Raw genomic sequence first — 19,420 nt, forward strand, 5'->3', positions numbered from 1 at the left:
GAGGTCGCGGGTTCAAGTCCCGTCAGGGTCGCCAAGGGAATCGTCTCGCTTCGTGTGGGACGATTTTTTCGTGTGTAGAGTGGGGCAGTGCGCTCATGGTGGTAGGGGATCGGCGGGCACCCTTTGCACAAGAAAGCCGTTCTAACCTGCGGATTTGCGACAATAACGGGGCGTTGTATACACTTACAACTCGTGCATACGACACCCCAGCGGGTGTCCTTGTATGTGGCCCTGTGGCGCAGTTGGTTAGCGCGCCGCCCTGTCACGGCGGAGGTCGCGGGTTCAAGTCCCGTCAGGGTCGCGGCACGGTAGCTCAGTCGGTAGAGCGTCCGCCTGAAAAGTGGAAGGTCGACAGTTCGATCCTGTCCCGCGCCACCTTCTAAAATCCCCCGGAGATCCTCCGGGGGATTTTTTGGCATACTGGAAGATGCGTCTTTCGCGAGGCGCGGTACATGGTTGTAGAGAGTAAGGAGTAAGAATTATGGTCGAATCCGAAATCAACAAAGAGATCCGCCACGATGCAGATAATTCCCGCTACACCGTCCAGGTGAACCAGGATGTGGCCGGCTACGCCGCCTACGAGGAGTCTGACGGCGTCCGCAACTTCAACCACACGGTGATTGAGGGAGACTACCGCGGCCAGGGGCTGTCCAAGGAGCTCATCGCCTTTGCTCTCGACGACACGCGCGAGGCAGGCTTGAAGGTCATCCCGACGTGCTCTGCTGTGGCAGATTTCATTGCCAAGAACGGTGAGTACGCGGATCTCATTGCTGGTGAGGACGAGCGCTAGAATTTTCGCGCAAAGCAAAAGCCGGAGCCTTTCGGGCTCCGGCTCATTTTTGTTCTAGATAATCCAGGTGCCAAACTCCTGGGCGATGTAGACATCGGGGTCCACGAGCTTTTGCTGCTCGTGATGCATCCGGGGGCGGTTCTTCGCCGGGATGCCGACCGCGATGTGACACGGGGGCACATCCTTCGTGACGACGGCGTTGGCGCCGATAGCGCACCCGTCGCCGATAGTAATGGGGCCGAGCACCTTCGCGCCTGCGCCCACGGTGACGTTGTTTCCGAGCGTGGGGTGGCGCTTGGTCTTGGTCAGATCCTGCCCACCGAGAGTCACACCGTGGTAGAGCATGACATCATCGCCAATTTCTGTCGTTTCACCGATGACGATGCCCATGCCGTGGTCGATGAAGAAGCGGCGGCCAATCGTGGCACCGGGGTGGATTTCAATTCCCGTGAAGAAGCGGTTCAACTGGGAAATGATGCGGGCGGAAGTACAGTGTCCGTTTTTCCATAGCCAGTGTGCGATGCGGTGAACCCAGATGGCGTGAAGGCCCGAGTAGACGACGGCGATTTCGGCGTCGCCACGGGCAGCCGGATCATGGTCCCTGGCGGCCTTGAGATCCTCGCGGATCATGGAAATTACACGAAACATGGGTACATGGTAACGGACGCGCGGGGGTGCGTGTCGGCCATCTACCCAAAATAAAAAATGCCCCGCAGGTAGCGGGGCAAATCTTGTGGGTGTTAGGACCACTCGGTGCGGATATCCTCAAACAGGACCGTCGACACATAGCGCTCGCCGTAGTCGGTGATGACGGTGACGATAGTCTTGCCCTTGTTCTCGGGCTTCTTGGCCTCCTCGAGGGCGACGAAGACGTTGCCGCCGGAGGAGATGCCGCCGAGGATGCCCTCATCGGTGGCGAGTTTGCGGGCGGTGTTAATGGCGTCGTCGTTGGTGACGGTGCGGAATTCGTCGATGACCTTGCGGTCCATTACTTCGGGGATGAAGTTTGCGCCGATGCCCTGGATCTTGTGGGAGCCTGCGCGGCCTTCGGAGAGGAGCGGGGAGTCGGCGGGTTCGACGGCGATGATTTGGGTGTCGGCGTTGTTTTCCTTGAGTACTTCGCCAACACCGGAGACGGTGCCTGCGGTGCCGAAGCCGGCGATGAAGATATCGACCTTGTTGTCGGTATCGGCGAGGATTTCCTTGGCGGTGGTTTCGCGGTGAATGGCGGGGTTGGCGGGGTTGGAGAACTGGTTGGCGAGGATGGCGTTGTCGGTGGAGGCGAGGATCTCGTTGGCCTTGTCGACGGCACCCTGCATGCCTGCTGCGCCCGGGGTGAGGACAATCTCGGCACCGTAGGCGCGGAGCATGACGCGACGCTCGAGGGACATGGTCTCGGGCATGGTGAGGATGACCTTGTAGCCGCGGGCTGCGCCGACCATGGCGAGGGCGATGCCGGTGTTGCCCGAGGTGGCCTCGACGATGGTGCCGCCGGGCTTCAGTTCGCCGGACTTCTCGGCTGCGTCAATAATGGCCTTACCGATGCGGTCCTTGACGGAGTTGGCGGGGTTAAAAGACTCGACCTTGACGAGCACGTCGGCCTCGAGGCCTTCGGTGAGCTTGTGAAGGCGAACAAGGGGGGTGTTGCCAATGGTGTCGGTGATGTTTTCGTAGATAGCCATGGAAAGTGTCTCCTTAACGTTGATTGCTTTTGTTGGTTGCCACTGTACACCCGCCAACCTCCATTGTCTAGACTGAACGGTTCTCATAAGATAGACTAGGCGGTCTGTTTAACGAGTTTTCGTGCCGGAAAGGGGCAATAGCTGTACCGTTAACAGCATGACCGAAAGGCGAGAAGCAACCCATACGATCAACGCCTCCCTCGAGGAGATTCACAGCTGTTTGCTGCATCCGCAGTTTTACTCGTCGACAAGCGAGGAGGGTGAGGAAGAAAACAACGTCAGCGTGACGCAGACCTTTACTGGTGCCTACCTCATCAACGTCGATAATGCGGGCGCGAGCTTTACCTACACCCTTGAGCCGTTCAATACCACAGGTTTCACTCAGACGGGTGAGGGAACTGCGACGGGGAAGCTGAAAACCACGCGAACGCACACGTTCACCCCCATCGACGAGACCACTACTGAAGAACACGTCGAAGCCGTATATACCGTGGATATTCCTATAATCGGCGGCATGGCGGAGGCGCGCTGGGCTTCCATGCTCGAAGAGGAGCTGAAGGGGAGAATCTCCACGATGGAGGCCTACGCGGAGTGGAAACGAGGGCAGAAGTAGAGAGGGTATTTCTTTTTACCCCCATGGGTGGTTTATACTTCACGTAGAAAGCTGTATAACCACCCCACTAAGGTGTACCTAGTTGGGGGTATAACGCAGGAGGAATTCTCGTGGAGATCCAGCGCATGAAGGATGATGATGACGCCATCCGCGCGTCGCTGACCAATTTGAAAACGGCAACCGGCATCCCTGTGACCATGTATTCCATGGTCGCAACAGACGGGTCGCTACAAATTACGTCCTGGGTGGGCCTGCGTACACCGGCTCTCCAAAACCTCACCATCGCTCCTGGCTGCGGTGTCGGCGGCCGCGTTGTGAACACCCGCCGCCCCGTCGGTGTGACCGACTACACGCGCGCCGGCAACATCACCCACGAGCATGACCGTGCCATACAGGACGAGGGGCTGCACTCCATCGTCGCCGTTCCCGTCATTGTTCAGCGGGACATCGTCGGTGTCCTCTACGTTGGTGTTCACTCCCCGGTCCGCCTTGGGGACAAGGTCATTGAGGAGGTCACGATGACCGCTCGGGCGCTCGAGCAAGACCTCGCCATCAATCATGCTTTTCGACGCTCGGACACCACCCGTCCTTCCTCTCTCAAGCACGGGCGTTCCCTCAACGGTGCCGAGTGGGAGCAGGTGCGCTCCACGCACTCAAAGCTGCGGATGCTTGCAAACCGCATCACCGACGAGGAAGTCCGCAATGAGCTGGAGGTTCTCTGCGATCAGATGATCGCCCCCGTGCGGATCAAGCCGACGACGAAGCTCTCCGCCCGCGAACTCGATGTCCTGAGCTGTGTCGCTCTCGGCCACACCAACGTGGAGGCCGCCAAGGAAATGGGCATCGGCGCGGAGACAGTGAAGAGCTACCTGCGCAGCGTCATGCGTAAGCTCGGCGCCCACACCCGCTACGAGGCGGTCAACGCCGCCCGCCGCATCGGCGCACTGCCGTAAAAATCCCCACGTTTTAACGCCCCCGACGCATGTCAGGGGCGTTTTCTTGTGGGTTAGCGGCTAGCGCCGGGCACCCACTTCACGTCACCGCCGTCAGCCTCCACGCGGCCGATAACGAAGAGGAGATCGGACAGGCGGTTCAGGTACTTGGCGGTGAGCACGTTGGTGGTGTCCGGGTTCTCATCGATGGCCCGCCAGGCGCAGCGCTCGGCGCGGCGGGTGATGATACGTGCGGAGTGAATAAGCGCAACGGTGGGGGAGCCACCGGGCAAGATGAAGGAGTCCAGGTTGGGGACGTTCTCGTTGAGCTCGTCGATTTCCTGTTCCATCCGCTCGATGTAGGAAGCCTCCACTCGCAGGGGCGGGTACTTGGGGTTTTCCTCCACGGGCGTGGCTAGATCGGCGCCGCAGTCGAAAAGCTCGTTTTGGACGCGACGCAGGATACCGGCGGTCTTTTCGCTCGGCTCGCCGAGGGCGAGGACCTGGCCGATCATGGCGTTGGCCTCTTCGCAGTCTGCGTAGGCTTCCAGGCGGGAATCGTACTTGGGGACGCGGTCGAAGTTGGACAGCCCCGTCGTGCCGTCGTCGCCTGTGCGGGTGTAAATCTTCGTAATGTGTACAGCCATAGTTTCCAGGGTACAGACAAAAAAGACCCCGCAACCAGGATTGCGGGGTGAAAAATCAGAAGCAGGTTATTGTTGCTTCTTCTGCTCGGCGAGCATGAGGTCGCGGATTTCCTTGAGCAGGACGACGTTTTCGGGGGTTTCCTCCGCCTTGGGGTCGAGGCCGAGCGTCTTGGCGCGCATTTCCTTGTACTTGTTCATGGGTAGAACGAAGAGGAAGTACACGACGGAGGCGACGATAAGGAAGTTAATGACGGCGGTGATGAGGGCGCCGAAATCGATAAACGTAGCGTCGTTGCCGGCGATGATGTGGATGCCGAAGCCCTTCACCTCTGCGCCACCGAGGGCGGCGATGAGGGGGTTAATGATGTTGGAGGTAAAAGCATTGACGATAGAGGTGAAGGCTGCACCAACAACCACAGCGACGGCGAGGTCAACGACGTTGCCACGCATGAGGAAAGCTTTGAAACCCTCGAAATTCTCTTTAATTACCGCCTGCACAATAATTCCTTTCTTATGATTTTTAACCGGGGATATCTTAATACCGTTTTGCATGAGAGTTGCAAACTGCGCCCCCGTTGGGGTGCAAGTAGGCTAGTAAAGCGTGAGTGATCGTTTTATTGTCCATGGTGGCGCCCGCCTCGAAGGCGTTGTGCGCGTTGACGGCGCCAAGAACTCTGTCCTCAAGCTGATGGCCGCGTGCCTGCTTGCCGAGGGCGAAACCACGCTAACTAATTGCCCGGAAATCGGCGACGTACCGCTCATGCGCGACGTCCTCGAAGGCCTCGGCTGCACGGTGACCATCGAAGGCTCCACCGTCACGGTGAATACGCCGAAGGAAGTCAACTACCGCGCAGATTTTCAGGCGGTGCGGCAATTCCGCGCCTCCGTGTGTGTCTTGGGTCCCCTCACCAGCCGCTGCAAGCGCGCGATGGTGGCTCTCCCCGGCGGCGATGCGATTGGCTCCCGCCCCCTGGACATGCACCAGTCGGGCCTGGAGAAGCTCGGTGCCACGACCCGCATCGAGCACGGCTGTGTCGTTGCCGAGGCCGAAAAATTACAAGGTGCGCAGATCAAGCTCGCTTTCCCCTCGGTGGGGGCGACGGAGAACATCCTCACCGCAGCCGTCCTCGCGGAGGGCACGACGACGCTGTACAACGCCGCCCGCGAGCCGGAGATCTCCGATATCTGCGCGATGCTCAATTCGATGGGCGCGCGGATCAGTGGCGCGGGGACGTCAACCTTGACCATTGAGGGCGTCGACAAGCTCCATCCGACAACCCACGAGGTGGTGGGCGACCGCATCGTGGCGGGGACGTGGGCGTACGCGGCGGCGATGACCCGCGGCGACATTACTGTGGGCGGGATTTCCCCGCAGCACCTCCACCTCGTGTTGCAGAAGTTGAAGATGGTGGGTGCGTCGGTGGAGACGTACGATCGCGGTTTCCGCGTGCGTCAGGATGCGCGTCCGCGTGGCGTGGATTACCAGACGCTGCCGTTTCCTGGCTTCCCCACGGATATGCAGCCGATGGCGGTCGGGCTGGCATCGATTTCTGAGGGCAACAGTATTATCACGGAGAACGTGTTCGAGGCACGTTTCCGCTTCGTGGACGAGATGATGCGCCTCGGTGCCGATGCGACGATCGATGGGCACCACGTCCTCATTCGCGGTGTGGATCGACTGAGTTCCACACCGGTGTGGGCCTCCGACATTCGTGCGGGTGCGGGCCTGGTGTTGGCCGGCCTCGTCGCCGACGGGGACACAGAGGTCAATGACGTGTATCACATCGATCGCGGATACCCGCACTTCGTGGAGAACCTGAACGCCCTCGGGGCGGATGTGAGGCGGGTTGTAGACTAGGCACCATGTGTCTAGGTGTTCCCGCGCAAGTCGTTGACGTTGTCAACGAATCTCGCGCTCAAGTGTCCATGAGTGGTGTCACCCGCATGATCGCCACTGATCTGCTTGCCGACGCCCCACTCGCCCCCGGCGATTGGGTCCTGGTTCATGTGGGCTTCGCTTTGTCGATGATCGACGATGACGAGGCCCAGATGACGCTGCAGCAAATCAAGCAGCTGGGTGGCAACACGTATGAGGATGAGCTCGAGAGCTTCAAGGGGTCCAGGATTTGAAATACGTAGACGAATTCCGTGACCCGAAGGCCGCGAAGGACCTCATCAAGGCGATCAAAGAAGACGCGGCCAAACTAGAAAAGCCCATCAACCTGATGGAAGTGTGCGGTGGACACACCCACACCATCTACCGCTACGGCCTGGAAAATCTCCTGCCGGAAAACATCAACCTCATCCACGGCCCCGGCTGCCCCGTGTGCGTCATCCCAATGGGGCGCGTCGACGACGCCATGTGGCTTGCCCACCAGGAGGGCGTTATCCTCACCACCTTCGGTGACATGATGCGCGTGCCCGGTTCTGACGGCACATCCCTCCTGCAGGCGCGTGCCGCCGGTTGCGATGTGCGCTTTGTGTACTCTCCTCTCGACGCCCTGGAGATCGCCCGCCAGAACCCGGACAAGCACGTGGTGTTCTTCGCCGTCGGCTTCGAGACGACGGCACCGTCAACCTGCGTGACGCTGCAGAAGGCGAAGGAGGAGGACATCGATAACTTCTCTATCTTCTCCAACCACGTCACCATCCAGCCACCGCTGCAAAAGATCGTTGACGGCGGCGGGGCAAAGGTCGACGGCTTCATCGGACCCGGTCACGTGGCCACCATTGTGGGCACGGATGCCTTCGAGTTCCTCCCCAAGGACTACGACCGGCCCGTCGTCGTCGCAGGCTTCGAGCCTCTCGACGTGCTGCAGTCGGTACACATGCTCGTCCAGCAGTTCCTGCGTGGCGCAGCCACGGTGGAAAACGAGTACTCCCGTGTGGTGAAGCCGGAGGGGAACCTCGCTGCATTGAAGATGATGGATAACGTCTTTACCGTCCGCGATACCTTCGAGTGGCGCGGTCTCGGCGAACTCGACGATTCCGGTCTGGGGATCTCCGAGGAGTACGCCAAGTGGGATGCGGAAAAGCGTTTCGTCCTGCCGGGCAATCGCGTCGAGGATCCGAAGGCCTGCGAGTGCGGTGCCGTGCTTGCCGGCCACATTAAGCCCTGGCAATGCAAGGTATTCGGCACCGCCTGCACCCCCGATACACCGATCGGTACGTGCATGGTGTCGCCGGAAGGTGCCTGCGCCGCCTACTACAACTTCGGCCGCATTGACCGCGAACTCACACTGAAGATCGCTGCGAAGGGTGGAAAGTAAATGCAACCCAAGAATCGCCTCAACGAGGATGAAACCAAGGTCAACGCCAATATTGACCGGGTTCGCTCCCGGGGCTTCAGGCTTCGCGACGACCACATCACCCTCTCCCACGGCGCCGGGGGCAAGGCCTCCGCAGCGCTGACAGCCCACGTCTTCCAGGAAGCCTTCGGCAACCCCGAGGGAGATGCCGCCATCGCCGAGGTAACCGGCACCCGCGTCGCGCTTTCTACGGACTCGTACGTGGTCAACCCTATTTTCTTCCCCGGTGGGTCGATCGGTGACCTGGCCGTCAACGGCACCGTCAACGATCTCGCCATGGCGGGCGCCACCCACCCCTTAATCACTGCCTCCTTCATCCTGGAGGAGGGCCTGGAGATCGAAACGCTGAAGAAAGTTGTCGCCGATATGAAGGCCGCCGCTGGCGCGGCGGGCGTGAAGATCGTCGCCGGCGATACCAAGGTGGTGCCGAAGGGGAAAGCCGACAAGCTGTACATCACCACTGCGGGGGCGGGAGCCACGGATCTCACCCTCTCTTACCAGGAGGTTAAGCCCGGTGACCAGGTGATTTGCTCAGGCCCCATCGCCGATCATGGGATGGCCGTCATGATGGCACGCGGGGATCTCGCGATCTCGGCGCCGATTGAGTCGGATACCCGGGCGCTGAACGGGGCTGTGGATAAGCTCACCGGAGCTGCAACGGTGCACTTCATGCGGGATGCCACGCGCGGTGGGGTGGCGACCGTCCTCAACGAGCTCGCCCGCGGCTCGGGGCTGGGGCTCGTGCTTGATGATGACGTCATCCCCGTATGCGACATGACCCGCGCGGCGTGCGACATGCTGGGAATCGACCCCCTGTACGTGGCCAACGAGGGCACCTTCCTCGCCGTCGTGGACCCGGCGGACACGGACGCTGCCGTCACCGCCCTCCACGATGCGGGTTTCGAGGGTGCCACCCGCATCGGCGAAGTGGCCGAGGAGCCCGCGGGCGCGGTCGTGCTCGTCACTGGCTTCGGCGGCACCCGCATGGTGGACATGCTTGTGGGCGATCCACTGCCGAGGATCTGCTAAACAGGAAAAGAAGAAAGTGCCACCTGCCTGTGCTGGTGGCACTTTTATTCGCTGTCGGCTGTCGTACCGGCCTTGTCCTCAGTCGTGTTGAGCCTAATCACGAACCAAGCGAGCGCACTCGCCACAAGTCCTAGGATGAGGGCCGTAACGTTGGAGAACGTGCCGAGATAGGCGACGACGAGTGGGATGATTGCCACGAGGATACTGAGCGACATTGTCCGGTTTATGGGGCGACGGGCTGTGGCGTGGCGGTATTCAAAAATGGCGAGGGCACACAGGAGTATCGCCGCGACAAAGGTGAGGAGGGTGATCCGCAGCGCAGTGCTGTAGACAGCTAAACCAAGGAGAACGCTGCACGCGCAAGCGTAAAAAGATGAACGTGTCATGTGAGTGATCCCTATTCTTTGTATGTAACTGGCAATTGCCAATATATCTTTGTCCTTTGGGATGTGCACACGTAAAGCTTCGAGAAGGACGTCGATCTAGGAAAGCTCTGGGGCGAGCCTTCCGTACAGCGCCTGTCCGAGGCTGAGGCCACCGTCTCCCGGCGGGACGATGTGATGGGTTATCAGGTTTTCCGTCCCCACCTCGTCTTTTATTGCAGAAACGAGGAGTTGATTGGCGGCACACCCGCCGGAAACGCCGAACACGTCCGCCCCCGTGGCTTTGAGCTCTTTCCCGATGATGCGGCCGATGGCGAGGTGGAACCTGGCCGCCGCACGGGCGGGGTTGGGGTCGGCGAGGAGCTCCTGGACCGCCGTTTTTGGAGTGGTGGCGCAGGTAGAAACCTGTTTCTTGTTGGTGAGGGCAAGAGCTTCGAACTCCATCGCCGCCTGCCCCTCATACGTCACATGGTCCTGCACAAGACCGATGAGGTAGGCGCAGGCGTCGAAAAGCCTCCCCAGCGAAGAGGTCCGGACGGTGCCGATGTCGCGATCGAGGGAGAGCTCCACCTGCGGGATCGGAGCGGGGGAGGCAAGCCCCCAGTCGCGGCAGAGGCCAAGGGCGATGCGGTGCGGGCTCTTGACGGCAGCGTCACCGCCGACGAGCCGGAAGGTGGGCAGGTGCCAGGCGCGGGTGAACGTGGTGCGGTCGGGGCCTAGGAGAAGGATCTCCCCGCCCCAGATCGTGGCGTCGGTGCCGTAGCCCGTGCCGTCGAGGGTGGCGACGGCGACGGTGGGTGTGGGAGTTTGTGGACCCGAGTCTGCGCGGTAAAGCGCGGGGTTTTCGGCCAGCAGCGACAGTGCGTGGGCGTGGTGGTGCTGGACGGCGACGAGTGGAACGCCGAGGGATAAGGCGAGCTCATCAGCGATGTCGGCGGTGGCGAAGTCGGGGTGCATGTCGCAGACGATAAGCTCCGGGTCGGCGCCAGTGAGGGCCCGTAGCTGGGCGAGCGAGGTGCGAAACGCCTTCCTGGCGGCAAGCGAGTGCATCTCACCGATGTGCGGGGAAACATGTGCAAACGAGCTGGTGGTGAGGGTAAACGTGTTTTTCATGTCGCCCCCGACAGCGAGGACGCGCCGGGTGCCGGGGAGCTGCACCGGCAGCGGTGCGAAGCCCCGGGAGCGGCGGATGGGGAGGCGGCCGAGGACGACGGAGTCTTCGACGGGGAGGTGAATGGGACGGTCGTGGAGGAGGAGGGCATCGGCAAGCGGGCGGCGGGCGGCGGGGCCGAGGAAGCGCCGGGCATCGTCGTTAGTGGTGATGAGCGGCTCGCTGGAGAGGTTTCCGGAGGTAGCCACGAGTGGCCGGTCGCAGATGAGTTCGTGGAGGGGCGAGTAGGGGGAGAAGATGCCCACGCGGGAAAGTCTCGGGTTAACCGACGGGGCAAGGGGCTCGTCGAAATCATTGACGAGCTCAATGGGGGCTGCCGCCGTCTGTGGCTCGCTCGTTCGCGGAACCATAACAGCGAATGGCTTGTCGGGTCGCTGTTTTCTCTGTCTTAGCTTCTCGACGGTTTCTTCGTTGCGCGCGTCGCACATGAGGTGGAATCCCCCGATGCCTTTGACCGCAACGATGGCACCGGAGTCGAAGAGCTTGGATACCTTTTCTTTCAGTGTTTCGACGTTTTCTCGGGTCAGCTTTTCGGGCGCGAGATTCGGCTCGTCGTACTCGAGCCACGCGGTGGGGCCACACTCGTAGCAGCTGATGGGCTGTGCGTGGTAACGGCGGTTATCGGGGTCGGTGTACTCGCGCTCACAATCAGGACACAGGGGGAACTCAGCCATCGTCGTCCGCGGCCGGTCGTAGGGAAGATCCCGGATGATGGTAAGACGAGGACCGCAGTTGGTACACGTGATGAACGGATAGTGGTAACGACGGTTTTCCGGGTCATGGAACTCCCTCCGGCAGTCCTCGCACATAGCCGTATCCGGGGGGAGGAGAGTTTTGGCTGTGCCGTCCCGGTGGGACGGAATGACAGAAAAGGAGCTATTCTCCCCATTGATGGGGGTAATACTTTGCACGTTTGTGTAACTTATGAAGGCCAGTGGTGGGAGGTCGGTGGTGATGTCCGCGAGCGCACGGTCGACCTCGTCGGGTGCGCCTTGGGCTTCCACGATGACACCGGCGTCCGTGTTCGTCACCCATCCGGTTACTGCGTGTAAACGGGCTTTTTGTACGGCGTGCGGACGAAATCCCACGCCTTGAACCACGCCGTAAATCGTCAGTCGCTTGCGAACCACTGTCATGTTTTCTAGCCTATCCTGCACGGTGAGAGGGCGTTTTATCACTAGGGGGTGGAGGGGTTTAGAAAGGGGAGCCATACTCTAATATTGGGGTGTGCATGAGGTAGCCTTAAGTCAGCAGTTGGCTCGAGTGGTGTCTCGCGCAGCACGTGGGCGCCCCGTAACCACCATTCGGTTGGATATTGGGGCGCTTCGTCAGGTTGTGCCGGAGACACTCGTCCACGCGTGGACCTTTGTCAGTGCCCGTAGCGGACTCGCCGGCAGCACACTCATTATTAATGAGATCGACGCTGTAGTGGAGTGCGAAAACGGTCATACACGGGTTCTTCGTGGCGTTCCCGATGTCACCTGCCATCGGTGCGAAGCCCCAACGCGAGTCATCGCTGGAAATGAGTTCCGGGTTGTCAGCATTGATGTGAAGACATAAATACCGGAGAGGATCAGGACTTTCATGGGACGCTTCCACCGCCATGACGACGGGACCGTTCATGCGCATCATCACTTGCACGACCATGATCACGGCCATACACATGACCATGATCACGGCCATACACATGACCATGACCACGGCCATTCGCATGAGCACGACTACGGGGATCACTCGGGCTATGACACGGGTGAGCAGCGAATCGATGTGCTCGAAGATATCTTTAGTGAAAATGACCGCAAGGCGGATGCCAACCGGGCAGCGCTCGACGCGGCGGGGGTCGTGTCCATTAACCTGATGAGCTCGCCGGGGGCAGGCAAGACCGAATTCGTCCGCCGGGTCCTCGAAAAAACCGCCGACACCACCCGGTACGGCATCATCGAGGGTGACATTGAAACCTCGCTCGATGCCGACCGCTTGGAGGGATTCGGGGCCCAAATTTCCCTTCTGAACACAGGCCACGGCTTCGGTGGGGAATGCCACCTCGACGCGCCTATGGTGGCGCACGCGCTGGAGGGGCTGGATCTCCCCGCGCTTGACGTGGTTCTCATCGAGAACGTCGGCAACCTCGTATGCCCCGCAGAATTCGAGGTCGGCGAGCATGCCAAGGCAATGGTCTTTTCCATCACCGAGGGGGAGGACAAGCCCCTGAAATACCCGGTGATGTTCCGCTCCGTGGGGGCCATCTTCGTCAACAAGATGGACCTCGCTCCGTACTTAGATTTCGACATGGATCTGTTCAAACGCAACGTCCACACCGTCAACCCGGACGCGGAGCTGTTTTTCGTCTCTGCGAAGACGGGGGAGGGGATGGATGAAGCGATCGGCTGGCTGGAAGCCGCGCGCCAGACCGCACACGCTGCGGGTAAGGAAAACGGAATGAAAGAAGATGAACACGCATGAGCCTGACAACAGCATGGCAAGAGCCAACACTGTGGGAGAACGTCGAGCGCCACGGCTTTTCGCGGCGTGACTTCCTCGGTCTGTGCACGTCAATGGCGGGAATCTTCGCCTTCGGCGCGCCGGTTACCGCCGCAGCGGACTCGCTGCACCCGGCGGCCGAGGAGATCGCCAACAAACTGGGCGGGGTGCAAAAACCCAACGTCGTGTGGCTGCAGCTGCAGGAGTGCACAGGCTGTATGGAGTCCGTGCTGCGCTCCGGTGGCACCACCATCGAGGAACTCGTCCTCAACCTGCTGAGCGTGAACTACAATGAACTCGTCATGGCCGCCTCCGGCCACGCAGCAGACAAGGCGATGACCGACACGTTTGAGCAGCCACACATCCTTGTGGTCAACGGCTCGGTTCCGCGCAAGGAAGACGGTGCCTACTGCACGATTGCTGGTCGCTCCGTTGAATCCATCCTCAAGGACGCGGCGAAAAACGCCGAGGTTGTCCTCGCCGTTGGCGCGTGTGCGGTGTACGGCTCCGTGCAGGCCGCCAAACCGAACCCAACCGGAGCTGTTGGCGTGGACGAGATCATTAAGGACAAGCCCGTCATCAACGTCAGTGGCTGCCCGCCGATCGGCGAGGTCATCACCGCCACCATCACCTACATCTTGACCCACGGCAAGCCACCGAAGGTGGATAACGAGGGGCGCCCGCTGTTCGCATACGACCAGCGCATTCACGATTCCTGCCCGCGCCGCGCGCACTACGATGCCGGCCAGTTCGTCCACGCTTTCGACGATGAGGGCGCCCGCAACGGTTGGTGCCTGTACGACGTCGGCTGCAAGGGGCCGTCCACATTCAGCCCGTGCCCGATTATCCAGTGGAACATGAAATCCGGCTGGCCCATCGGTGCCGGCCACCCGTGCATCGGCTGCACAGAAAAAGACTTCTTTGACAAGTTCACCCCGTTTTATGAGACGTTGCCCAACATCAAAGGCTTCGGTGTAGAAACCACCGCGCAGAAGGTCGGCTGGGGCCTGATTGGTGCTGCCACCGTCGGCGTGGGTGCACACTTCGCCGGCACGATGATCAAGGAAGTTCGCCTCAATACCAAGGACGGCGAGGACCGCGTCCTGGAAACCTACGATGGAGTGCGTAAGCCCCAGGAAACCGGAACCGCAACGGCGGTTAGGACGTCGACAAGCGACGAGGAAGGAACGAAGTAGTGGCAACCGAACGAGTAGTCGTCGACCCGATCACCAGGATCGAAGGCCACCTCCGCATTGAGCTTGAGGCAGACGACAAGAAAATTTCTAAGGCGTGGGCCGAGACCACCCAGTTCCGCGGCATTGAGACCGTGGTCAAGGGCCACGACCCCCGCGACGTGTGGGCCTTCGTCGGCCGCATCTGCGGTGTGTGCACCGGCACGCACTCCATCGCCAGCGTCGCAGCCGTCGAGGATGCCTTCGACATCACGCTGCCTGACCAGGCACGTCGCATCCGTGAACTGATCCTCGAATCCCAGGAAGTCCACGACCACGTCGTTCACTTCTACCACCTGCACGCGCTGGACTTTGTCAACGTGGTCTCCGCAGCCCAGGCCGACCCGCAGAAGGCAGTCGACTTCGCTAACTCCATCGGCTCGACCTGGTCCGGGAACAACGTCGACCGCTTCGCCGAGGTGAAGAAGACGGTTCAGTCCATCCTCGACTCCGGCCAGCTGTCCGTGTTCACCGGCGGCTACTGGGAGCACCCGGATTACCGGCTTCCCCCGGAGGCCAACCTCATGGCCGTCAGCCACTACCTGGATGCGCTGCAGTTCCAGCGTTCCATCATCCGCATCAACACGGTGTTCGGTGGCAAGAATCCGCACCCGAACTTCCTCGTCGGAGGCATGGCCTGCTCCATCGATCCGGACAAGTCCGAGACCGTCAACCAGGTGTCCCTCGACCAGATCAAGAAGTGGACGAAGGAAATCCACGACTTCGTGCGCAACTGCTACTTCCCGGATGCCGTTGCCATCATGAGCGTGTACAAGGACTACTTCGACATCGGACAGAGCTCCCCGAACTTCCTCGCCGTGGGTATGGCCGGTGCGACCTACTCCGGTGATCCGGCCGAATCCAGGATCCCCACGATCCACCCGGAGATTAAGCCCGGCGTTTTCCTCGACGGCGACCTGCACACCGTGCATCCCTTCGAGCCCTGGAAGATCACCGAGGGAATTTCCTCCGCGTGGTACACCTACGCTGACGGCGACGAGGCACAGCTCACCCCCGACGTTGGTGAGACCACCCCGCAGTACACGGGCCCGACCCCGCCGTACGAGTGGCTTGCCGACGACCAAAAGTACACGTGGTCGAAGGCTCCACGCTACGACGGTCGCGCCATGCAGATGGGGCCCATCGCCCGCGTTCTACTCGCCTACAACCAGGGCGAGTCGACGACGGTGAAACTCGTCGATGACGCTCTCAAGACCCTCGGCATCACCCTCGAGCAGCTGAACTCCACCGGCGGCCGCACGCTCGCCCGCGCGGTGGAATCCGTGACTACCGCGGACTACATGATCGAGAAGACACTGCCGGAATTCCTCGATGGCATCGCACACGGCGACATCGACGTGTTCAACGGCTCCAAATGGGAGCCGTCGAGCTGGCCGAAGGAGACCAAGGGTATGGCCTTTGTTGAGGTGGCGCGCGGCATGCTCAGCCACTTCATTCACGTGAAGGACAGCAAGGTGGAAAACTACCAGGCTGTTGTTCCGACTACCTGGCTGGCCTCGCCGCGTGACAAGACCGGTCAGCTCGGACCGTACGAGGAGGCACTCGCCGGAAACGGACAGCACCCGCTCGTGCGCAACGACGAGCCGCTGGAGGTGCTCCGCACCATTCACTCCTTCGACCCGTGTATGGCCTGCGCCGTCCACATCATGGACCCCGAAGGCGAAGAGTCCGGTCCCTTTACGGTGGTGACCGGATAATGAACGGCTCCAAGAAGTACGCTCCGCGCGGTGACGCATTCCTCAAAGCGGAAACTGCGAAGATACACCGCGTTGAGGAAGAAAACGCTCCCCAGCACGTTGAGGTGGAGGAGGAGCGGCGTAGCCGCCCCTGGAAGCCTCCGCAGGAGAACTATCCTTCCGTCAAGAGCCAGGCCAGTGAGAAGACGCGCCTCATGGAGGACGGCGACTTCATTGAGCTCCACCTGTGGCCCGCGGGTCTGCGCATCACACACTGGCTGAACCTGTTCGCCGTGATGATGCTCTCCGTGACGGGTTACTGCATCATGGATCCGTTCCTGTTCTCCACCAACACTGGGTCGACAGATACGGGCTTCCTCTTCGGCACGATCCGCTTCATCCACATTTGCTGCGGCTTCCTGTGGTGCGCGATCGGCATCGTCCGCCTGTACCTGCTGTTTGTGTCCAAGGCGAAGCAGACGCGCTGGCGTGGCCTGTGGCCGTGGTGGAAGAAGGAAGACGTTATCAACACGGGCCGGATGGCCATGTACTACGCCTTCCTGCGCAAGGATGCGCCCTTCTATGTGGGGCACAACCCGCTGCAGCAGCTTGCCTACACCGGTATTTACATCCTCTGCATCATGGAGGTCATCAGCGGTCTCTCGCTGTACTCCCTGGCGTTGGTCAACGATAACTGGTTCTGGGCAATGCTTGCGATGCCCGCGCAGTGGCTCGGCATCCCGACGATGCGTCTCCTGCACGCCAGCTTCATGTTCTGCATGTGGGTGTTCGTCATCATCCACGTCTACCTCGTCTTCCGCGCCGAGGTAGTCGAGCGCCACGGTGCCCTGAGCTCCATGGTCGGTGGCACCAGCTGGGTGCGCGCCTCCGTCCGCCCGGTGGACCTGGACGATATTTCGTAATGGCACTGGACTCGGAAGCTGACGGCTCTGACTCGCAAGCTCGCGGCTCTGACTCGCAAGCTCGCCAGAGCCGGGGAGGGGAGGCGCAGAACCGTGTGACGGTGCTGTATGTGGGCAACCCAATCATGGGCGACGACGGCATTGGGCCCGCCATCGCACGGGCGCTCGTCGGTGCCCCCGACGAACCCGTGCCCCTGTCATCCGCGCACCCCGAGCCCCAGGAATTCTCCTTGCCTGGGGTAGAGCTTGTCGACGGCGGAACCTCCGGCATGGAACTCCTGCCCGCCATCCTCGACTCCGGCGAACTCATCCTCATCGATGCCGTCACCGTTCCCGAGGCACGCCCAGGTGACATCATCGTCCTCGAAGGCGATCAGATACCCCGCCTGCGCAAGACGAAGCTCTCACCCCACCAGGTGGGGCTCCTGGACCTCCTGTCCGCCGCGAAACTCATGGGGCATAACCCCAGCTACCTCGCCGTTGTCGGCATCGCACCCAAAAAGGCGGACCTTGGCGTAGGGCTGAGCCCGGAGGTCGAGGCAGCGGTCCCTGCGGCCGCGAACACCGTGCGAGACATTATTTCTCAACGTCAATCGATGTGAGCTGGAATTCCCTGCCGTGGCGCATGTCCGCGGTCGGGGTTCCACACACGGGGCACGTTAGGGCAAAAAACTCATCAATTTCCTGCTCGCTGTTACAGCCGGGGCAAAAAACGGTCGCGGGGATGATCGTCAGTTCAAGTTTCGTGCCCGCCAGGGGAGTGCCCTCAATAGCGATCGGCCACGTGTTCTCCAGAATGTCGGGCACGGCACCGGACATCGTTCCCACATCCAGGTTCACCTGCTTAACCGTTCGTCCGGCGGCAGCTTCGACCGCCGCGTCAACAACTCCGGCCAACAAGCTAAGCTCATGCATGACCCCATCTTAAGATAAGGAAAAGTAGTGACGGAAACGCTAGGTATCGACCTCGATATCAATCCTTTCGAGGCTGTCGTCGTGGAAGAAGAGGACGGGACACGCCACTTTGATCTCTCCACATTCCCGCGGGTAGAACACCTGCTCATTGGCAAACCCGTGGACGTAGTCGCCGATTCCGTAAAGATGCTGTGCGGCATTTGCCCCATCTCCCACCATCTGGCGGGGATGCGGGCGCTCGACCAGATCTACGGCGCAACTCACCTGCCAGAAACCGCCCTTGACGTGCGACTCCTCCTTCATTATGCGTCCGTTTTGGACCTTGCCGCCGGGCGCCTCCTGTTCACGAATCGGGAGGTAGCTGTTGCCGCGAAGAAGGTGGCGCGCGACGCGTGCGCAGCCATCGGCATGACGGGGCACTTACCCTCGGTTGCGGTCCCCGGCGGAGTGACGCAGGCGGCGACCGAATGGGATCTGGAACCGCTTCACCGGCTCGTCGGAAAGCTTAAAGAGGTGCTCAACACCTCGCCGGCGCACGTCTCCAGCGGGTACGTGGGCACGAACGTGGCGCTTGTCTCGCGCAACGGTGAGCTCAACCCCCTCGGCGACATCGTCGGAGTCATCCGCGACGGGAGCTTCAGCTCGTTCCCCGTCACCGATTGGACCGCGCGCGTTGTCGAGTCCCGCCCCGGCTCCGTGTCACCCTTCCCGCTTCTCGACGGCCAGTCATACCGCGTCGGCCCACGCGCTCGCGCTGCCTTCAGCTCTGTCGACGGCGACACCATCGCTGAGCTGTACGATGCCGCCGTAGCGATGGTGGAACTCGCCGCCAAGCCCAGCCTCTATGGCGATGACTTACGAGCAGACGTGTCCGAAACTCCCGTATCCCAAACCGGAACCGGGATCGTGGACTCTCCGCGTGGCATCCTCGTCCACCATTACGAAATCGACGAAAACGGGATCCTCACTGGGGCGCAGATCCTCACGCCGACCGCGCAGAACGATCCCTGGCTCACCCAGATGCTTACCGACGCGCACACCGAAGAAGAGATGGAACGCGCGATCCGAATCGCGGACCCGTGCGTGCCCTGTGTGTCCGCGCCACCCGGAAAAATGACGATCAAGGTGAAAGAAGACTAGACCCATGTGTTTTGGAATCCCCGGAAAGATTATTGAGCGCACCGACGGGCCACTGCCCACCGGCACCATCCAGTACGGCGCGGTGACGAAGCGGTGCTCACTGATGTACCTGCCGGAGGCGGAAATCGGCGATTATGTCCTCGTTCAGAACAAAATCGCGATGACGCTCATGAACGAGGAGGAGGCGCAGGAGTGCATCGACGAGCTCAACGCCAACGATCTCCTCACGGATCTCCCTCAATAAAAACGCTTTAACCTGCGGAGTTGTGGGAAGCTGGTGGGGTGTGTATATTCATTCCTCGTTGCACAGAGCGGTGCGAATGAAACCGGCTGTGAAACATACTTCAGATCGAATTTCAACCGGGTTTTGACAATTCGCGTGATATTCATCTAAAGTTAACAAAGCGCTCAGCGATGCGGCTTCAAGTTGTGAAGCCTGCAGGTTGGGTGTGCATGTTGTGTGAGAACTCGATAGTG

At 60.8% G+C, this 19,420-nt stretch carries 23 protein-coding genes and 2 tRNA genes; 17 read left to right on the plus strand and 8 right to left on the minus strand.

What is annotated here, in order from left to right; all coding sequences use genetic code 11:
* Positions 1–227: 227 nt before the first annotated feature.
* The 3 genes from HMPREF3044_RS11375 (at position 228) to HMPREF3044_RS11385 (ending at position 790) form a co-directional block, all read left to right on the plus strand.
* Positions 228–301: transfer RNA gene (locus HMPREF3044_RS11375), tRNA-Asp, on the plus strand.
* A gap of 1 nt (position 302) precedes the next feature.
* Positions 303–375: transfer RNA gene (locus HMPREF3044_RS11380), tRNA-Phe, on the plus strand.
* A 106-nt stretch (positions 376–481) separates the two neighbouring features.
* Positions 482–790 carry a GNAT family N-acetyltransferase gene (locus HMPREF3044_RS11385; RefSeq protein ID WP_070741803.1) on the plus strand — a complete coding sequence of 103 codons (309 nt, stop codon included), beginning with the start codon at positions 482–484 and terminating at the stop codon, positions 788–790.
* A gap of 54 nt (positions 791–844) precedes the next feature.
* Here HMPREF3044_RS11385 and epsC read toward each other — a convergent pair whose 3' ends face one another.
* Together epsC and cysK are read right to left on the minus strand one after the other, a co-directional pair.
* Positions 845–1,438 carry a serine O-acetyltransferase EpsC gene (gene epsC, locus HMPREF3044_RS11390; protein WP_005388844.1) on the minus strand — a complete coding sequence of 198 codons (594 nt, stop codon included), beginning with the start codon at positions 1,436–1,438 and terminating at the stop codon, positions 845–847.
* 92 nt (positions 1,439–1,530) lie between these two features.
* Positions 1,531–2,472, minus strand: coding sequence for a cysteine synthase A (gene cysK, locus HMPREF3044_RS11395; RefSeq protein WP_141759693.1), 942 nt, complete (start codon positions 2,470–2,472; stop codon positions 1,531–1,533).
* Between the two features lie 157 nt (positions 2,473–2,629).
* On the opposite strand from cysK, the gene HMPREF3044_RS11400 reads away from it, so the two are divergent.
* Positions 2,630–3,085, plus strand: coding sequence for a hypothetical protein (locus HMPREF3044_RS11400; RefSeq protein ID WP_005388847.1), 456 nt, complete (start codon positions 2,630–2,632; stop codon positions 3,083–3,085).
* A 125-nt stretch (positions 3,086–3,210) separates the two neighbouring features.
* Complete coding sequence (ramA, locus tag HMPREF3044_RS11405) at positions 3,211–4,038, plus strand: acetate metabolism transcriptional regulator RamA (protein ID WP_260322345.1); 828 nt, start codon at positions 3,211–3,213, stop codon at positions 4,036–4,038.
* A 53-nt stretch (positions 4,039–4,091) separates the two neighbouring features.
* Here ramA and HMPREF3044_RS11410 read toward each other — a convergent pair whose 3' ends face one another.
* Positions 4,092–4,664: a cob(I)yrinic acid a,c-diamide adenosyltransferase gene (locus HMPREF3044_RS11410; RefSeq protein WP_005393799.1), complete on the minus strand. Its 573-nt coding sequence runs from the start codon at positions 4,662–4,664 to the stop codon at positions 4,092–4,094.
* A 66-nt stretch (positions 4,665–4,730) separates the two neighbouring features.
* A complete protein-coding gene (mscL, locus tag HMPREF3044_RS11415) occupies positions 4,731–5,162 on the minus strand; it encodes a large conductance mechanosensitive channel protein MscL (RefSeq protein WP_083318163.1) in 432 nt (143 codons plus the stop codon).
* Positions 5,163–5,265: 103 nt separating this feature from the next.
* On the opposite strand from mscL, the gene murA reads away from it, so the two are divergent.
* The 4 genes from murA to hypE are packed head-to-tail and all read left to right on the plus strand — an operon-like array spanning position 5,266 to position 9,001.
* The gene (gene murA, locus HMPREF3044_RS11420; protein ID WP_070741806.1) at positions 5,266–6,522 is read left to right on the plus strand and encodes a UDP-N-acetylglucosamine 1-carboxyvinyltransferase; all 1,257 of its coding nucleotides are present in this window, start codon (positions 5,266–5,268) and stop codon (positions 6,520–6,522) included.
* A gap of 5 nt (positions 6,523–6,527) precedes the next feature.
* Positions 6,528–6,794 (plus strand): HypC/HybG/HupF family hydrogenase formation chaperone, encoded by a 267-nt coding sequence (locus tag HMPREF3044_RS11425; RefSeq protein WP_005388855.1) that lies wholly within the window; start codon positions 6,528–6,530, stop codon positions 6,792–6,794.
* Positions 6,791–7,933, plus strand: coding sequence for a hydrogenase formation protein HypD (hypD, locus tag HMPREF3044_RS11430; RefSeq protein WP_070741809.1), 1,143 nt, complete (start codon positions 6,791–6,793; stop codon positions 7,931–7,933). The genes HMPREF3044_RS11425 and hypD overlap by 4 nt, the downstream gene beginning before the upstream one ends.
* A complete protein-coding gene (gene hypE / locus HMPREF3044_RS11435) occupies positions 7,934–9,001 on the plus strand; it encodes a hydrogenase expression/formation protein HypE (RefSeq protein ID WP_070741812.1) in 1,068 nt (355 codons plus the stop codon).
* A 44-nt stretch (positions 9,002–9,045) separates the two neighbouring features.
* Here the strand turns inward: hypE and HMPREF3044_RS11440 are convergent, their stop codons facing one another.
* Together HMPREF3044_RS11440 and hypF are read right to left on the minus strand one after the other, a co-directional pair.
* Positions 9,046–9,387 carry a hypothetical protein gene (locus HMPREF3044_RS11440; protein ID WP_246821064.1) on the minus strand — a complete coding sequence of 114 codons (342 nt, stop codon included), beginning with the start codon at positions 9,385–9,387 and terminating at the stop codon, positions 9,046–9,048.
* A 96-nt stretch (positions 9,388–9,483) separates the two neighbouring features.
* On the minus strand, positions 9,484–11,691 hold the full coding sequence (gene hypF, locus HMPREF3044_RS11445) for a carbamoyltransferase HypF (protein ID WP_246821066.1): 2,208 nt from the start codon (positions 11,689–11,691) through the stop codon (positions 9,484–9,486).
* A gap of 91 nt (positions 11,692–11,782) precedes the next feature.
* Here hypF and HMPREF3044_RS12775 point away from each other — a divergent pair, with 91 nt between their 5' ends.
* The 6 genes from HMPREF3044_RS12775 to HMPREF3044_RS11475 are packed head-to-tail and all read left to right on the plus strand — an operon-like array spanning position 11,783 to position 17,490.
* Positions 11,783–12,115, plus strand: coding sequence for a hydrogenase maturation nickel metallochaperone HypA (locus HMPREF3044_RS12775; RefSeq protein ID WP_081446490.1), 333 nt, complete (start codon positions 11,783–11,785; stop codon positions 12,113–12,115).
* Between the two features lie 24 nt (positions 12,116–12,139).
* Positions 12,140–13,018, plus strand: a complete 879-nt coding sequence (gene hypB / locus HMPREF3044_RS11455; RefSeq protein WP_168167254.1) for a hydrogenase nickel incorporation protein HypB — start codon at positions 12,140–12,142, stop codon at positions 13,016–13,018.
* The gene (locus HMPREF3044_RS11460) at positions 13,015–14,232 is read left to right on the plus strand and encodes a hydrogenase small subunit (protein ID WP_005388872.1); all 1,218 of its coding nucleotides are present in this window, start codon (positions 13,015–13,017) and stop codon (positions 14,230–14,232) included. Before hypB ends, HMPREF3044_RS11460 begins: the two co-directional genes overlap by 4 nt.
* Positions 14,232–15,986, plus strand: a complete 1,755-nt coding sequence (locus HMPREF3044_RS11465) for a nickel-dependent hydrogenase large subunit (RefSeq protein WP_005388873.1) — start codon at positions 14,232–14,234, stop codon at positions 15,984–15,986. Before HMPREF3044_RS11460 ends, HMPREF3044_RS11465 begins: the two co-directional genes overlap by 1 nt.
* Positions 15,986–16,888, plus strand: a complete 903-nt coding sequence (gene cybH, locus HMPREF3044_RS11470; protein ID WP_005388875.1) for a Ni/Fe-hydrogenase, b-type cytochrome subunit — start codon at positions 15,986–15,988, stop codon at positions 16,886–16,888. The genes HMPREF3044_RS11465 and cybH overlap by 1 nt, the downstream gene beginning before the upstream one ends.
* The gene (locus HMPREF3044_RS11475) at positions 16,888–17,490 is read left to right on the plus strand and encodes a hydrogenase maturation protease (RefSeq protein WP_083318164.1); all 603 of its coding nucleotides are present in this window, start codon (positions 16,888–16,890) and stop codon (positions 17,488–17,490) included. The genes cybH and HMPREF3044_RS11475 overlap by 1 nt, the downstream gene beginning before the upstream one ends.
* On the opposite strand, the gene HMPREF3044_RS11480 is transcribed toward HMPREF3044_RS11475, so the two are convergent.
* Positions 17,465–17,803, minus strand: a complete 339-nt coding sequence (locus tag HMPREF3044_RS11480; RefSeq protein WP_070741828.1) for a hydrogenase maturation nickel metallochaperone HypA/HybF — start codon at positions 17,801–17,803, stop codon at positions 17,465–17,467. The two genes, HMPREF3044_RS11475 and HMPREF3044_RS11480, sit on opposite strands and share 26 nt — an antisense overlap.
* Positions 17,804–17,830: 27 nt before the next feature.
* On the opposite strand from HMPREF3044_RS11480, the gene HMPREF3044_RS11485 reads away from it, so the two are divergent.
* Complete coding sequence (locus HMPREF3044_RS11485) at positions 17,831–18,943, plus strand: hydrogenase (protein WP_070741830.1); 1,113 nt, start codon at positions 17,831–17,833, stop codon at positions 18,941–18,943.
* Between the two features lie 4 nt (positions 18,944–18,947).
* Positions 18,948–19,187 carry a HypC/HybG/HupF family hydrogenase formation chaperone gene (locus HMPREF3044_RS11490; RefSeq protein WP_005393823.1) on the plus strand — a complete coding sequence of 80 codons (240 nt, stop codon included), beginning with the start codon at positions 18,948–18,950 and terminating at the stop codon, positions 19,185–19,187.
* Positions 19,188–19,235: 48 nt separating this feature from the next.
* Here HMPREF3044_RS11490 and HMPREF3044_RS13280 read toward each other — a convergent pair.
* The coding region (locus tag HMPREF3044_RS13280; protein ID WP_210400558.1) for a hypothetical protein at positions 19,236–19,420 on the minus strand (185 nt) is incomplete at its 5' end.

Origin of the sequence: Corynebacterium sp. HMSC073D01, from assembly GCF_001815555.1 — a bacterium.
In the GTDB taxonomy this organism is placed as follows: domain Bacteria; phylum Actinomycetota; class Actinomycetes; order Mycobacteriales; family Mycobacteriaceae; genus Corynebacterium; species Corynebacterium glucuronolyticum.

Bases quoted from the DNA above. Each gene is read 5' to 3' on its own strand.
- HMPREF3044_RS11385 (WP_070741803.1), top strand. From the start codon at position 482: ATGGTCGAATCCGAAATCAACAAAGAGATCCGCCACGATGCAGATAAT.
- HMPREF3044_RS11400 (WP_005388847.1), top strand. From the start codon at position 2,630: ATGACCGAAAGGCGAGAAGCAACCCATACGATCAACGCCTCCCTCGAG.
- HMPREF3044_RS11425 (WP_005388855.1), top strand. From the start codon at position 6,528: ATGTGTCTAGGTGTTCCCGCGCAAGTCGTTGACGTTGTCAACGAATCT.
- epsC (WP_005388844.1), bottom strand. From the start codon at position 1,438: ATGTTTCGTGTAATTTCCATGATCCGCGAGGATCTCAAGGCCGCCAGG.
- HMPREF3044_RS11460 (WP_005388872.1), top strand. From the start codon at position 13,015: ATGAGCCTGACAACAGCATGGCAAGAGCCAACACTGTGGGAGAACGTC.
- HMPREF3044_RS11440 (WP_246821064.1), bottom strand. From the start codon at position 9,387: ATGACACGTTCATCTTTTTACGCTTGCGCGTGCAGCGTTCTCCTTGGT.
- HMPREF3044_RS11410 (WP_005393799.1), bottom strand. From the start codon at position 4,664: ATGGCTGTACACATTACGAAGATTTACACCCGCACAGGCGACGACGGC.
- cysK (WP_141759693.1), bottom strand. From the start codon at position 2,472: ATGGCTATCTACGAAAACATCACCGACACCATTGGCAACACCCCCCTT.
- HMPREF3044_RS11475 (WP_083318164.1), top strand. From the start codon at position 16,888: ATGGCACTGGACTCGGAAGCTGACGGCTCTGACTCGCAAGCTCGCGGC.
- cybH (WP_005388875.1), top strand. From the start codon at position 15,986: ATGAACGGCTCCAAGAAGTACGCTCCGCGCGGTGACGCATTCCTCAAA.
- hypF (WP_246821066.1), bottom strand. From the start codon at position 11,691: ATGACAGTGGTTCGCAAGCGACTGACGATTTACGGCGTGGTTCAAGGC.
- HMPREF3044_RS11490 (WP_005393823.1), top strand. From the start codon at position 18,948: ATGTGTTTTGGAATCCCCGGAAAGATTATTGAGCGCACCGACGGGCCA.
- HMPREF3044_RS11480 (WP_070741828.1), bottom strand. From the start codon at position 17,803: ATGCATGAGCTTAGCTTGTTGGCCGGAGTTGTTGACGCGGCGGTCGAA.
- ramA (WP_260322345.1), top strand. From the start codon at position 3,211: ATGAAGGATGATGATGACGCCATCCGCGCGTCGCTGACCAATTTGAAA.
- hypB (WP_168167254.1), top strand. From the start codon at position 12,140: ATGGGACGCTTCCACCGCCATGACGACGGGACCGTTCATGCGCATCAT.
- hypE (WP_070741812.1), top strand. From the start codon at position 7,934: ATGCAACCCAAGAATCGCCTCAACGAGGATGAAACCAAGGTCAACGCC.